The 12549-nt window shown below is 70.8% G+C and carries 13 protein-coding genes; 7 read left to right on the forward strand and 6 right to left on the reverse strand.

Annotated features, from left to right (window positions below; translation table 11 throughout):
* The first annotated feature begins 88 nt into the window (after positions 1 to 88).
* Positions 89 to 844, forward strand: a complete 756-nt coding sequence (locus ACTJKY_RS10630) for a MerR family transcriptional regulator (protein WP_440845952.1) — start codon at positions 89 to 91, stop codon at positions 842 to 844.
* A 54-nt stretch (positions 845 to 898) separates the two neighbouring features.
* On the opposite strand, the gene ACTJKY_RS10635 is transcribed toward ACTJKY_RS10630, so the two are convergent.
* A complete protein-coding gene (locus ACTJKY_RS10635) occupies positions 899 to 3370 on the reverse strand; it encodes an alkaline phosphatase PhoX (protein WP_440845954.1) in 2472 nt (823 codons plus the stop codon).
* Positions 3371 to 3529: 159 nt separating this feature from the next.
* Between ACTJKY_RS10635 and ACTJKY_RS10640 the strand changes: the two genes are divergently transcribed.
* Genes ACTJKY_RS10640 through ACTJKY_RS10650 form a run of 3 tightly spaced genes read left to right on the forward strand, consistent with a single transcriptional unit; the run spans position 3530 to position 4964 of the window.
* Positions 3530 to 4084 carry a hypothetical protein gene (locus tag ACTJKY_RS10640; RefSeq protein ID WP_440845956.1) on the forward strand — a complete coding sequence of 185 codons (555 nt, stop codon included), beginning with the start codon at positions 3530 to 3532 and terminating at the stop codon, positions 4082 to 4084.
* The gene (locus ACTJKY_RS10645; protein WP_440845957.1) at positions 4081 to 4536 is read left to right on the forward strand and encodes a hypothetical protein; all 456 of its coding nucleotides are present in this window, start codon (positions 4081 to 4083) and stop codon (positions 4534 to 4536) included. Before ACTJKY_RS10640 ends, ACTJKY_RS10645 begins: the two co-directional genes overlap by 4 nt.
* Complete coding sequence (locus tag ACTJKY_RS10650) at positions 4533 to 4964, forward strand: hypothetical protein (protein ID WP_440845959.1); 432 nt, start codon at positions 4533 to 4535, stop codon at positions 4962 to 4964. Before ACTJKY_RS10645 ends, ACTJKY_RS10650 begins: the two co-directional genes overlap by 4 nt.
* On the opposite strand, the gene gspD is transcribed toward ACTJKY_RS10650, so the two are convergent.
* The 5 genes from gspD to gspG all read right to left on the reverse strand — a co-directional run bounded on the left by gspD (position 4958) and on the right by gspG (position 9229).
* Positions 4958 to 7051: a type II secretion system secretin GspD gene (gene gspD, locus ACTJKY_RS10655; protein ID WP_440845961.1), complete on the reverse strand. Its 2094-nt coding sequence runs from the start codon at positions 7049 to 7051 to the stop codon at positions 4958 to 4960. The genes ACTJKY_RS10650 and gspD overlap by 7 nt on opposite strands.
* 15 nt (positions 7052 to 7066) lie before the next feature.
* Positions 7067 to 7855, reverse strand: coding sequence for a type II secretion system protein N (locus tag ACTJKY_RS10660; protein WP_440845963.1), 789 nt, complete (start codon positions 7853 to 7855; stop codon positions 7067 to 7069).
* Entirely contained in the window at positions 7852 to 8202 is a 351-nt protein-coding gene (gspI, locus tag ACTJKY_RS10665) for a type II secretion system minor pseudopilin GspI (RefSeq protein WP_440845964.1), read from the reverse strand. Before gspI ends, ACTJKY_RS10660 begins: the two co-directional genes overlap by 4 nt.
* A complete protein-coding gene (locus ACTJKY_RS10670) occupies positions 8199 to 8672 on the reverse strand; it encodes a prepilin-type N-terminal cleavage/methylation domain-containing protein (RefSeq protein WP_440845965.1) in 474 nt (157 codons plus the stop codon). Before ACTJKY_RS10670 ends, gspI begins: the two co-directional genes overlap by 4 nt.
* A 134-nt stretch (positions 8673 to 8806) precedes the next feature.
* Positions 8807 to 9229 (reverse strand): type II secretion system major pseudopilin GspG, encoded by a 423-nt coding sequence (gene gspG, locus ACTJKY_RS10675; protein WP_440845966.1) that lies wholly within the window; start codon positions 9227 to 9229, stop codon positions 8807 to 8809.
* 93 nt (positions 9230 to 9322) lie between these two features.
* Here gspG and gspL point away from each other — a divergent pair, with 93 nt between their 5' ends.
* From gspL to gspE, 3 genes are read left to right on the forward strand one after another with little or no spacing between them, the layout of a single operon-like run.
* Positions 9323 to 10438, forward strand: coding sequence for a type II secretion system protein GspL (gspL, locus tag ACTJKY_RS10680; protein ID WP_440845967.1), 1116 nt, complete (start codon positions 9323 to 9325; stop codon positions 10436 to 10438).
* On the forward strand, positions 10435 to 10935 hold the full coding sequence (gene gspM / locus ACTJKY_RS10685; RefSeq protein ID WP_440845968.1) for a type II secretion system protein GspM: 501 nt from the start codon (positions 10435 to 10437) through the stop codon (positions 10933 to 10935). The genes gspL and gspM overlap by 4 nt, the downstream gene beginning before the upstream one ends.
* Positions 10932 to 12398 carry a type II secretion system ATPase GspE gene (gspE, locus tag ACTJKY_RS10690; protein WP_440845969.1) on the forward strand — a complete coding sequence of 489 codons (1467 nt, stop codon included), beginning with the start codon at positions 10932 to 10934 and terminating at the stop codon, positions 12396 to 12398. Before gspM ends, gspE begins: the two co-directional genes overlap by 4 nt.
* Positions 12399 to 12549 lie beyond the last annotated feature (151 nt).

Raw genomic sequence — 12549 nt, forward strand, 5'->3', positions numbered from 1 at the left:
TCGTCGGGAGGGGTCGCTCGCCGCTGGCTTGAGGCCGCGGCAAAATCGCGCTTGCAGTTGACGCAGCGTCAAGCTGCATAGCAGCGCCATGATCGATTCCCTGGACATTGCCGAGGTCGCCCGCCGCACCGGGATCAGCGCGCGGGCGCTGCGCTTCTACGAGGCGCGCGGCCTGCTCAAGCCGTTGCGCACCGCATCGGGCCGGCGGCATTACGGGCCGGGCGAACTGGCCACCCTCCACCAGATCCTTGCGCTGAAGCGCGCCGGGTTGACGCTCGCCCAGGTCCAGCGGCTGCTGGATTCGCGCACGATCGATCTTGCCGGGCTGATTGATGCCCAACTCGCCATCCTGCAGCAACAGGCGGCGGCGGTCGACCGCGCGCGCACGCTGCTTCTGGAAACCAAGTCCCGCGTCGAGCGCAGCGAGCCCCTCGACGTCGCGACCTTTTGCTCGCTGATCGAACAAGGAGAACGACAGATGGACAACAAGGCGCAGTGGGATACGCTGGCCTCCCGCTACCTCACCGAAGCGGAGCGGGCGGATTTCGCCACCACGATGACGGACGTGCCAGCAGGCTTCGATCAGGCTGGCTATGCCGCGCAGTGGAAGGACCTGGGCGGCCGGATCAGGGCGGCCCTGCCGCTCGATCCGGGCAGTGCCGCGGCGCAGGCGTTCGCCGCCGAGTGGAAGGCGCTGCTGGCGCCGTTCACCGCGGTGGCGACACCGGCGATGCAGGCGGGCGTCCAGCGGATGTACGCCGATATGGGCAACTGGCAGGGGGAGGCCGATCCGGGCTTCGATGCCGAGGTGTTCCAGTTCATCCAGGCCGCGTGCCGGACCTAGGAGAGATGAAAGGGGAGGTCCGCCGGACCTCCCCGATCGTTCCTCGCTGCGGCCTCAGAGGCCGACGACGCCGCCGTCGGTCTTGGTGATCACCGCAACCGCCGAGCGCGGGCGCACGCTCGCGGCGACGGTGCCGCCCGGCTGGCTGTCCGGCCAGTGGCTGGTCGGGGCGGCGGGGGTGCCGCCCTCACCGGGGTGCTGGATGCCGACGAACAGCGTGCGGCCGTCCGGCGTCGAATCCACCCCGGTGATCTCGCATTCGACCGGGCCGACCAGGAAGCGGCGCAGGTTCGCGCCCGGCGCCGCGCCGATGCGGGTCGCCTGGGTGGCGGTCGCACCGGTCGAGCCGGTGTTGGTGATCGTCCGCGCGCCGCCATCGCCCACCGTGCCCGGCTGGGCGGCGAGCATCATGCAGTTGGTCACGTCGGTATAGGCGCCGTCGTCGGTCTGCAGCCACATCAGCGGCTTGCCCTGGCCACCGGCATGGGTGGCCCGGGCGAACGCCATGCCGTCGGGGCTCGAGAAGTCGTTGCTGTCGTCCAGCGCCGACAGGTTGATGTTGGTCTTGTCGAGGTCGGCGCCGGCACCGAAGGCATAGATGTCCCAGGTGAAGCTGGTCGCCTCGGTGCTGGCTTCCTTCATGCGGATGACATGGCCGTTCGGGTTGCCGTAATTGGCGGTCTGCGCGGGGCCATAGGGGTCGTTATAGTGGCGCGGATTGGCGGCGTCGGTGCCGTTCAGCGGACGGCCGGCGGCATTGTTGTTGGTCAGCGTGACATAAATCTCGCCGGTGACCGGGTTGACCGCGGTCCATTCCGGACGGTCCATCGGCGTCGCGCCCACCGCATCGGCGGCGAGGCGGGCGTTCACCAGCACGTCGGCCTGGTCGGTGAAGGCATAGGCGGGGTTGCTGCCGTCGATGCCGTTCTGGCCGAACACCAGCGGCAGCCAGGTGCCGGTGCCGTCGGCGGCGAATTTGGCGACGTAGAGCGTGCCCGCGTCCATATATTTGTCGCCCATCGCGAGGCGATCGCTGGCGTTGGCATCGGCCGCGACCCAGGCCGTCGCCGAGACGAACTTGTAGATATATTCGCGCCGCGAATCGTCGCCCATATACCAGGCCGGCTTCCGGCCGACGACGAAAGCGCCGGGCCAGCAGCCTTCATGGCCGAGACGGCCTAGCGCGGTGCGCTTGCGCGGCGTCGAGGTCGGCGCATAGGGATCGATCTCGACGACCCAGCCGAATTGGTTGGGCTCGTTGCGGAAGTCGCTCGTCGCCGTGCCGGTGCCGGCGCGCGCGTCCCAGCGGCGGAATAGCGTGTTCGTGCCGTCGGCCGGGGTGACGGTGGACCAGCCATAATTGCCGGTGCCGCTCGTCACGCCGTAGCGGCTGAGCGCGGTGAGTTCCTTCGCGCTGCGATTGGCATTATCCCCGCTGCGGCGGAAATAGCCGGCCCAATTCTCTTCGCAGGTGATCGCCGTGCCCCAGGGCGTGGTGCCGTTGGCGCAATTGTTGATCGTGCCGCGCCCCGCCACGCCGGTCGGCGAATAGACGGTCTTGAGCAGGTCCGAGCCCTTGGCCGGGCCGCTGAACGCCATCGCCGTCGCCGGGGTGATGCGGCGGTTATAGGCCGAATCCTGCTTCACGCTCCAAGCGCGCGCGGCGCCTTCGCTGGCTTCGGTGACCGACACGCCGTGGCAGTCGATCTCCTTTTGCGCTTCCGATTCCGGCCGCGCGCCGTTCACGGTCGTCGCGCCATTGGTGTGCAGATACTGCTGATTGATGTTCTCGTGGTTCTGCACGAGCAGGCCGCGGGTCGAACTGTTCGCGTCGCGCGCGGTGCCGTCGGTGCTCAGCCCGTACCAGTAGAGCGCATCGCCATGATCGCCGATGCGCTGGGCGAAATTGGTGTCGGATCCGTCATTCTTGTAGGCGGGCACCCCCGCGGCGATCGGATCGCCGGTGCGGTTGATCACGCTGACCGTGTAGCCGGTGGGCACGGTGACGATGTCGAGCTTGTTCTTGGCGACGGCGGTGAAGCCCAGGGCCGCGGGACCGACGGTCACGACGGCGTCGGCGGACGAGGTCTGGCCGCGCGAGTCGACGGCGGCAAAGCGGAACCGGAATTCGGTCGGCGTGGCGACGGGCGGGGCGAGGAAACTTGCCGTGTTGGTCGTCGCATTGGCGAGCGTGACCTGCGGGCCGGCGATCTGGGTCCAGGCGACGCTGGTGACCTGCCGGTCGTCCGTGGCGGTGCCGACGAGCGTCACGACCCGGCCTGCCGACGTGGTGATGGCGGCGCCGGCGGATACGGCGGGCGCGGTGTCGCTCCCGAAATTCTTGTCGTCGCACGCCGCCAGCAGCGAACCGCCCATCGTCGCCGCGACGATCGCGCTCGATCCGCGCAGCAGCTTCCGGCGCGAATAGCGCTGGTCGGCCAGCGCGTTGAGCGTTACGGCATCGCTGCGATTGGTGTCCACATCGCCGTCGCTATAGGCGAAGGGCGACTTGATCAGGTCGGTCATTGGATTCCCCTCTGTTGCCGGGCCTGCGCGCCCCGGCTCGACCCTGCCCATGGGGGCCGCGCATGAAACCGTGATGGAGTTCGCGTTACCGATCGGCGGCACATCGGCGGCGGTCATGTGACACTTGCCAGCGGGGCATCCGGCGCTAAGCGCAGCCGCATGACCTCGGACGCCGCAAACCGCGATGCTTCGCCGCCACCGAGCCTTGCCGCGCGCTTGAGCGGCTGGCTGCGCGCGCGGCGGCGCCCGACGTCCAGGGACGGCCAGGACGTGCCAACCGGCCCGGGTCGCCGTGCGGTGATGCTCGCGATCGCGGGGCTGATCGCGGCAGGCCCGCTCGCCACGCTGATCGGCGCGACGGTCCTGGCGCGGGCGGCGGAGCACGAGACGCGGCGGCTGGAAGCGGCGCGCGCACCGCGCGATGTCACCGAGCAGCGCCGTGCGGCGGCGCATGCGATGCTGGCTGCCGCGCTGATGCGTGCCGGCCCGGCCGCGCTGCTGGACGGGGTGGCGACCGCCCTGCCGGCGGACGCGGCACTGGTCCGCGCGGAGCAGCGCGACGACGGGCTGCTCGAACTCGAAATCGCGACCAGCGATCCCGATGCGCTGCGCAGCGCGCTGCGGCGGGTGCCGGCGCTCGCCGCCCTGCGCGACGTGCGGCAGCAGGAAGGCGAGGGGCGGACGCTGGTGCTGCTGCGCCAGGTGGCGCCGTGAGCCGGCGGCCGATCCTGTGGGGGGTGCTGATCGGGCTGCTGCTGGCGGTGCTGTTCGCGCCGTGGACAGGCACGGCACTCGGGCGGCTCGCCAAGGCGCGGGCCGCGCGGGCGAGCGCCGCGGCGGCGCTGGCGGCGCCGACATCGCTCTCCGCCCTTCTCAAACCCGAGCTCGCCTTTGCCGGCACGAATGCAGCCGCCGCGATCCGCGCCCGGATCGAGCGGCTGGCGCAGGGTGGGGGTGTGCTGGTGGAAGCGGTGGCGCCGATCGCCGCTCCGCCGCCGCTGGTGATGGTGCAGCTTCGCGTGTCGGGTCCGGAAAAGGCGGTGCTCGCGCTGGCCGACGCGATCGAGCGCGAACGGCCGCTGCTGCGCTTCCGCAGCTGGCGGGTCGCGCCGGCGGAGGGCGGCGGGGTGCGCCTCAGCGGCGTCTTGGTGGGAGCGATGCGATGATCCCGCGCGCACAACGCATCGCCTTGGGCGCTGCCGCGCTGGCGGCGGTCGCGCTGCCGATCGCGCTGCTGCAGCCTGGCGCCGTGGTGCCGGTGCGGACGCCCCGGCCGCTGCCGCCGCTCGTCGCGCCCACCGAGCCACCGCTCACCCATGTCTTCGACCGGCCGCTGTTCACCGCAAGCACGACTGAGAGCGAAGCGCTTCCCGCCGATGCGCCGCAGCTGACCGGCATCGTCGGCCGGCTGGGCAGCGACGCGGTGGCGCTGGTCCGCACCGCGCAGGGAAGCAGCCGCAGCCTGGCGATCGGCGACAGCGTCGATGGCTGGCGACTTGAATCGCTGTCGATCGATGCGGCGCTGTTCAGTCGGGGCGGGCAGCGGGCGCGAGTGCCGTTGCCCGCCGCCGATCCGGAGCCGGCGGCTCAGTAGATCCCGTCGATCTCCACCTTCAGCCGTGCGGGCGGAGGGGCGAGCAGCAGGCTGTTGCGCTTGGCGTTGTCCGCCTCGTCGGCGCGCAGCCGGGCATAGCGGTCCTTCGCCGCCGCGCTCGCATCGGCACCGTCGCGCAGGATCGTCGGCTTGAGGAAGATGAACAGCGTGCGCTTCTGGCGCTGTTCGCTACGGCTCTTGAACAGCTCGCCGATCAGCGGGATGTTGCCGAGCACCGGCACCTGCTGGCGCGTGTCCTGATAGTCGTCGGATGTGAGCCCACCCAGCACGATCGTCGATCCGTTGTCGGCCAGCACGGTGGTGTTGATCGCGCGCTTGTTGGTCACGAGATCGGATGCCTGTGAGACGGCGGAGGCGATCGAGGAGGCTTCCTGGTTCACCTGCAGGCGGATCGTATCACCCGCATTGATCCGCGGCAGCACGCGCAGGGTGATGCCCACATCCTTGCGCTCGATCGTCGTATAGGGCGTCGCTGAGGTGGAATTGGTGAGGATCGAGCCGGTGACGAACGGCACGTTCTGGCCCGCGATGAACTCGCCCGCCACATTGTCCAGCACCGTGATCTGCGGCGTCGACAGCAGGTTCGCGCGGCTGGAGGTGCCCAGCGCCTGGAGCAGCACGGAGAAATTGTCGCCGATCTTGAAGTTGCCGGTCAGGCCGCTGGCGCCGGTGCCGAGCAGCGATCCGGCGGGCACGCCCAGCGCGGTGAGGATCGCGCCGAGCGAGGTGCCGCCCGCGTTGAACGAGGTCGCGGCACCGGTCACCCGGTCGAGGACTGCGCCGCTGGAGCCCAGCTGCACCGCCAGCGCTTCGGCATCATTGCCGGTGATTTCGGCGATGGCGGCTTCGATCAGCACCTGGGGGCGCCGCACGTCGAGGTCGCGGATCAGCGGCTCGATCGAGGCGATCGCGCTGGGCGCGCCGCGGATGACGATCGCGTTGAGTTCGGGCGCCGGCTGCACCGTCAGGTCCGGGGTGGAAAAGCCCTTGGGCGTCTTCGGCGTGGTCGACTGCATCATCGGCGACGTGGTGCCGGTGGCAGCCTGCACGCCGGTGGCGCTCGTGCCGCCGGTCGCGCCCGTGGCGCCGGAGAGGCCGGCGGCGCCGGAGGTGCCGCTGGACATGCTGCTTTGCGAAGCGAGGCGCGAGAAGGGATTGTTCGAGCTATTCGACAGGCTGTTCGCCACCGGATTGTCGGTGCTCTCGCCCTGGCCCAGCACGCCGCGCAGCACGTCGGTCACCGTCTCCGCATCGGCATAGTTGAGCCGGAACATGCGGGTGATCGGGGTGGAGCCGCCGGGCAGGTCGAGCGAGGCGACGATGCGGCGGCCCTCGGTCACCGCAGCGGGGGTGCCGCGCAGGATCACGGTGTTGCTGCGCTCGTCGGCCGCGACGCGGGTGCCGCCGCCCTGGTCACCGCCCAGCACGTTCTGCACGGCTTGCGCCACTGCCGGCGCGCTGCCGTTCTTGAGCGCGATCGCCGCGAAGGTCGCCCCGCCGCCGCCGTCCAGCTGGCGGATGATCGATTCGATTCGGCGGACATTGTCGGCATAGTCGGTGATGACGACGGCGTTGGGCGCGGTCAGCGGCTCGACGCTGCCGAAGCTCGCCACCAGCGGCCGGGCGATGCGCGCGGCATCGGCCGAGGGCACGTTGGAGAGGCGGACCATCCGCGTCATCAGTTCCTGCCCCGCGGCGCCGCGGGCGGGCAGCCCGCCGTCGCGCACCGCATTGGCGGCGGGCACGACGCGCCAGGCGCGGCCCGAGCGCACCGCGGCATAACCATTGGCGCGCAGCACCGACTGGAACAGATCCCACACCCCGCCCGGCGTCAGCGGGCTCGACGAGGTGACGGTCACCACGCCCTTCACCGCCGGATCGAGGATCAGCGTGCGGCCGGTGATCCGCGAGATCTGGTCGGCGACGTCGGCGATCTCCACCCCGCGCATGTTGATCACCACATCGGCGGCGTCCTGCGGCGCGGCGGCGGTCTGTGCGGCGACCAGCACCGGATCCAGGAGCATCGGCGCAAGCGCGAGGCAGGCGAGGGCGGGGCGAATCTTCACGCGGTTTTCTTTCATCTAGCGCAGCGGGACGGTGAGCGAGATCCGCCGCCCGTCGCGCAATATCTGGATCTGGGCCGAGCCGGCGGCCTGCGCGGCGGCGAAGGCGGCATTGGCCGCCTGGCTGTCGGTCATCGGGGTGCCGTTGACCGAGGTGATCACATCGCCCGGCTGCATCCCCGGCGGCCCGTTCGTGCCGATCCGGACGCCTTCGGCGGTCTGGGTAGCGCCCAGCTTCTGCAGCGCGGCGGCGCTGTTGCCGGGCAGTGCCGGCGGCGGGGCGGCGGGCGGAGCACCGGGAACGGGCGCCGCACCCGGCGGCGCAGCGGCGGCTGCCTGGCGTTGCTCGGGCGACAGGCTGGGATCGGGAAAGGCAAGGAATTCGCGGCGGCCGCCATTGTCGAACAGCACCCGGTCGCGCTGGATCGCGGCGATGGTGGCGCCGTTCACCTGCTGGCCGACGCGGAAGCCGGTGGCCGGTGCGCCACTCACCGCGATGAACGCGGTGGAAAGCTCGGCCGGGATCGCCGCGACGATCCCCTTCAGCTCCAGCGGCAGCGAGGTCGGCTGGGGGGCGTCGACCACCACCGGCTTGCCGAACGGCGCGAGCGCGATGGCGGGCGCCATGTCCGGCGCGACGGCGGGGCCGCTGCGGCCGGAAGGCAGGGTGATCGCGCCGGTGCCGGCATGGCCCGCGATCCGCCAGGTAAGGCCGGCAAGCGCGACGGCGACCGAGACGACCATCGCGCCGGTCAGCAGGTCGAGCGCGGTGCGGGTCTGGCGCGGCGTGAGGGCGAGGCGGGTCATCCCGTGCGTCCGTCCACGAAGCCGTCGAGCGATGCAAGCGGCGTCTTCTCGGCCAGCGGAAACACGTTGATGCGGATGCGGAGGATTTCGGGGTCGTCGGTGCTGCGCCGGTCGACCGCGATCCGCCAGCGTTCGCCCAGCATCTCCACCTGCGGTTCCCCGGCGATTCCGGCTTCCAGCTCGGCGAGGCGGTTCTCGGCCACCCACATCGCCGCGGCGCGACGCTCGACCCCGCGGGTGGAATCGATATGCGTCTGCACCGTGCGCATCAGCCCCACCGTGGCGATGGCCAGCACCGCCAGCGCCACCAGCGCCTCGATCAGCGAGAAGCCGCGGTCGTCGCTCATCGCGTGGTCCCCGGTGGCGTCATCGGCGCGGGCAAGGCGGTGGCGGTTAGCCCGTCATAGCGGACTAGCCAGCGCTGGCTGCCATTGTCGATCGACGCGGCCATCGGCTTGCCCGATCCGTCGACGCCGAGGAACACCGGCGGGCGGGTGTCGAGCGTCAGCGTGATACCGCCCGGCAGGGTATGCGGCGCCAGCGCGCCGTCGGTGCGCGCGGCCATCCGGCCGTTGGCACCCATCGTCGCAAAGCCATAGCCGTGCTTCTCGGCGGTGAAGGCGACCAGCCTGTCGCCCAGCATCGCGTCGTCGGCCGCTGCCTGCAGCCGCGAGGCGAGGCGGCGTGCTTCGCTTTCAACGCTCGGCTTGCGCGTTGCGGCGCCGATCCCCAGCGTCACCGCGCCGGCGGCGACGCCGATGATCGCGAGGACGATCAGCATCTCGATCAGCGTCATGCCGGTTTGGCCGGGCACCACGGTAAAACTCCCCTCCCGCTTGCGGGAGGGGGCGGGGGAGGGAACGACGTGGAAGAAGCGCTGTGAAGTTTCAGCCCCTCCCCTAGCCCCTCCCGCAAGCGGGAGGGGAACGTAGAACGCCCCCCCGGCTGGCATCAGCCCTTGCCTTCGATGTCGGCGTCGACGCCTTCGCCGCCCGGCTTGCCGTCCTTGCCGAACGAGCGGATCGTGAAGCCGCCGCCTTCGGACTTGTACTCGTACGGCTTGCCCCAAGCGTCGAGCGGCGGCGCGGAGAGATAACCGCCCTGCGCCCAGTTCGCCGGCACCGGCGGGATGGTGGGCTTTTCGACCAGCGCCTTCAGGCCCTGGTCGGTGGTGGGATAGTCGCCATTGTCGAGGCGATACATCTTCAGCGCGCCTTCGATGCTGGAGATGCTGCCCTTGGTGGTGGTCACCCGCGCCTCGTCCGGGCGGTTGATCACGTTGGCGGTGATGAGGCCCGCGACCACGGCGATGATCACGAGAACGATGAGCATCTCGATCAGCGTCAGCCCGGCTTCGTGCTCGCCTACTGGCAAGAGCTTGCGCGGGGCGCGCTGCGATGCGATGTCACAAAATGGTTTCAAACTTATGCGCATCCCTGCCTCATGCGTCCCACCCATGAAGCTTCTGTGACACACGGCGCCCGAACGCCGGACCTGCCGCCGCCGCACGCCGGGGGTGTGTGGACGCTGGCGGGCGACCGCCTGATCATAGTCTCCGCCGAGGGGCCCGCAACCATCCTCGTGCCGACCGAGCGCGTGCGGCTGCTCGCCATCGACCTGCCGTTGCCGAATCGCGCTAGGCGACTGGCGGCGCTGCCCTTCGCGATCGAGGACCAGGTCGCCGAGCCGATCGACTCGCTCCATCTCGCGCTCGGCGCGCGGACGGCGCCGAGCGATGCACCGCATCGCTATCTGGTCGGCGTTGTGCGCGCCGAAACCATGGCCGAGTGGGTCGCGCTGGCGGAGGCGAACAGCCTGGGTGCCGCGCCGATGGTGCCCGACGTGCTGCTGCTCCCGCGCCCGGTTGAGGGATGGGCCGTGGAAGTGCGCGACGGCCGGGCGCTGGTGCTGGCGGCGGACGGGACCGGCTTTGCCTTGCCGGTCGGGCTGCTCGGCTCGGCCTGGGAAGCGGCCGGGCGGCCGCGCATCCACCATCTGGGCGAACCGCTGGGCGGTGACGTCGAGGCGCATGCCACGATTCCCGATCTGCGCGACGACGAGGCCCGCGCCGACGTGGCGGTGGCCGAGCTCGACCTGCGCCAGGGCATGTTCGCTACGCGACGCGAGCGCGGGTCCAGCGGCTGGCGGCGGCTGGGCTGGATCCTCGGCATCGGCGCGGCGGCGCATGTCCTGATCGCGGGCGGCGATGCGATCATGCTCCGGGTTATCGCCGACCGTCGGGCGGCGGAAACGCGTGCGCTGGTCACCTTGGCAGCGCCCGGTAGCGATCTTACCGGCGATCTCGAGGCCAAGGTCACCGATCTGCTGCCGACCGGCGCGAGCCGTGCGCCCGATCGCTTCGTGCCGCTGCTGGCGCGGCTGTCGTCCGCGCTCAATCCGCTGGCGGGCAGCATCGCGGTGCGGGCGGTGCGCTATGAGGGCAGCGTGCTGACGATGGAGTGCGATCCCGGCGCGCCCGATCTCGCCGCGCGGATCGCCGAGGCGCTGCGGGCCGGCCGCATCCAGGGGCAGGCGACGGCCTCGCCAGACGGCTCGATCCGTATTACGGCGAGCGCGGCATGAGCGATTTCCTCCGCACCCAGCTGCCGACGCTCGACACCGGCCTGTCCCGCACCCATGGCTGGTGGCAGGCGCGCAGCCCGCGCGAGCGGACGATGCTGGCGGGTCTCGCCGCCTTCCTCGCGGTGATCGTGCTGGTGTACGGGGTGGTGAAGCCGATCCAGGGCGCCCGCGCTTCGGCGCTCGCCGATATCCGCACCTATGAGACGCTCAACGCCCGCATCCGCGCGGCGGGGTCGCTCAGCTCGGTCAAGCCGCAGCGGCGCACCGGCGCGCCCGAGGTGATCGCCACCCAGTCCGCCGGCGCGTTCGGCGTCGCGCTGACCACCGCCCCGATCGCGGGCGGCGTGCGCGCGAGCGTGGCCGATGCGAGCTATGACTCGCTGGTCCACTGGCTGGCCGACGTGACCACGACCAGTGACTTGCGAATCCGCAGCGTCACCCTGCAGCGACTTGGTGTGCCGGGCCATGTATCCGGCACCGTGGAGCTCGCCCAATGATCCTCGAAATGCCGACCTTGCCCTACAGCTTCGCGCGCCGCCACGGCGTGCTGCTGCGCGAGACGCCGCAGGGGATAGAATGCGTCCATCGCGCCGATGCGCCGCTCGACGGGCTGCTCGAAGTGCAGCGGCTGGCACCCGGCGCGCGCTTCGTCCGGCTGGAAGGCGCGGCCTTCGATACCGCGCTGGGTGAGGCCTATGGCGGGGCAGGGGGTGCTGCCGCCGATATCGACCTCGGCGACATGGACCTGGCCGCGCTGGCCGACAGCGCGGCGAGCGTCGACGACCTGCTCGACACCCGCGACGATGCACCGGTCATCCGCCTGATCAACGCATTGCTGATGGAGGCGGTGAAGGAAGGCGCCTCGGACGTGCATGTCGAGACGCAGGAGAAGCGGCTCGTCGTCCGTTTCCGCGTGGACGGCGTGCTGCGCGACATGATCGAGCCGCCGCGCGCGCTGGCGCCGCTGCTGGTCAGCCGCATCAAGGTGATGGCCAAGCTCGACATCGCCGAGCGGCGCGTGCCGCAGGATGGGCGCGTGACGCTGCGCATCGGCGGGCACGATGTCGACGCGCGCGTCTCGACCATCCCGACCCAGCATGGCGAGCGGGTGGTGCTGCGTCTGCTCGAAAAGGGCTCGCTGAAGCTCGACCTGTCCGGCCTCGGCATGAGCGATCGCGATCAGGCAGTGTTCGGCCGGCTGCTCGAACGACCGCATGGCATCCTGCTGGTCACCGGGCCGACCGGTTCGGGCAAGACGACGACGCTCTACACCGCGCTTACGCGACTGAACGATCGCAAGCGCAACGTGATGACGGTCGAGGACCCGATCGAATATGAGCTGCCGGGCGTCGCGCAGACCCAGGTAAACCCCCGCACCGACATGACCTTCGCCCGCGGGCTGCGCGCGATCCTGCGCCAGGACCCCGACGTGATCATGGTCGGCGAAATCCGCGACCAGGAGACCGCACAGGTAGCGGTCCGCTCGGCGATGACCGGGCATTTCGTGCTGTCGACGCTGCACACCAACAGCGCGGTCGGTTCGGTGACCCGGCTGATCGACATGGGGGTGGAGCGCTATCTGCTCGCACCCATGGTGGTCGGGCTGTGCGCCCAGCGGCTGGTGCGGCGGCTCTGCCCGACCTGCCGACGCGAGGATGTAGCAAGCCCAGCGGATTCGGTGCTGCTCGGCGGCGCGGTGCCGGTGGGGGCGCCGGTGTGGCGCGCGGTCGGCTGCGACCAGTGCCACGACGAAGGCTATCGCGGCCGCGCAGGGCTGTACGAGGTCGTCGCGATCGACGACGCCTTCCAGAAGCTGATCCATGACGGCGCCAGCGAGGCCGAGATCGAACGCCATGCGCGGGCCGACAACCCCAGCCTGCTCGATGACGGCGTGGCCAAGCTCCAGGCCGGGGTGACCACGGTGGAGGAAGTCGCCCGCGTCGTGAGGGACGAGGCGTGAGGCCAATTTTCAATCCTCCCCTGCAAGGGGAGGTGGCGCGCGCCAGCGCGACGGAGGGGTGTCACCGCTCGGGACATGGTCCCTCGATTGCGGCCGGGACACCCCTCCACCACGCCTTCGGCGCGGTCCCCCTCCCCTTGCAGGGGAGGAT

Origin of the sequence: Sphingomonas sp. 22176 (genome assembly GCF_052045505.1) — a bacterium.
Classification (GTDB): Bacteria; Pseudomonadota; Alphaproteobacteria; order Sphingomonadales; family Sphingomonadaceae; genus Sphingomonas.

Excerpts from the sequence above, each read along its gene's own strand:
- ACTJKY_RS10650 (WP_440845959.1), top strand. The coding sequence starts at position 4,533 with ATGATCCCGCGCGCACAACGCATCGCCTTGGGCGCTGCCGCGCTGGCG.
- gspM (WP_440845968.1), top strand. The coding sequence starts at position 10,435 with ATGAGCGATTTCCTCCGCACCCAGCTGCCGACGCTCGACACCGGCCTG.
- ACTJKY_RS10660 (WP_440845963.1), bottom strand. The coding sequence starts at position 7,855 with ATGACCCGCCTCGCCCTCACGCCGCGCCAGACCCGCACCGCGCTCGAC.
- ACTJKY_RS10640 (WP_440845956.1), top strand. The coding sequence starts at position 3,530 with ATGACCTCGGACGCCGCAAACCGCGATGCTTCGCCGCCACCGAGCCTT.
- ACTJKY_RS10630 (WP_440845952.1), top strand. The coding sequence starts at position 89 with ATGATCGATTCCCTGGACATTGCCGAGGTCGCCCGCCGCACCGGGATC.
- gspI (WP_440845964.1), bottom strand. The coding sequence starts at position 8,202 with ATGAGCGACGACCGCGGCTTCTCGCTGATCGAGGCGCTGGTGGCGCTG.
- gspE (WP_440845969.1), top strand. The coding sequence starts at position 10,932 with ATGATCCTCGAAATGCCGACCTTGCCCTACAGCTTCGCGCGCCGCCAC.
- ACTJKY_RS10635 (WP_440845954.1), bottom strand. The coding sequence starts at position 3,370 with ATGACCGACCTGATCAAGTCGCCCTTCGCCTATAGCGACGGCGATGTG.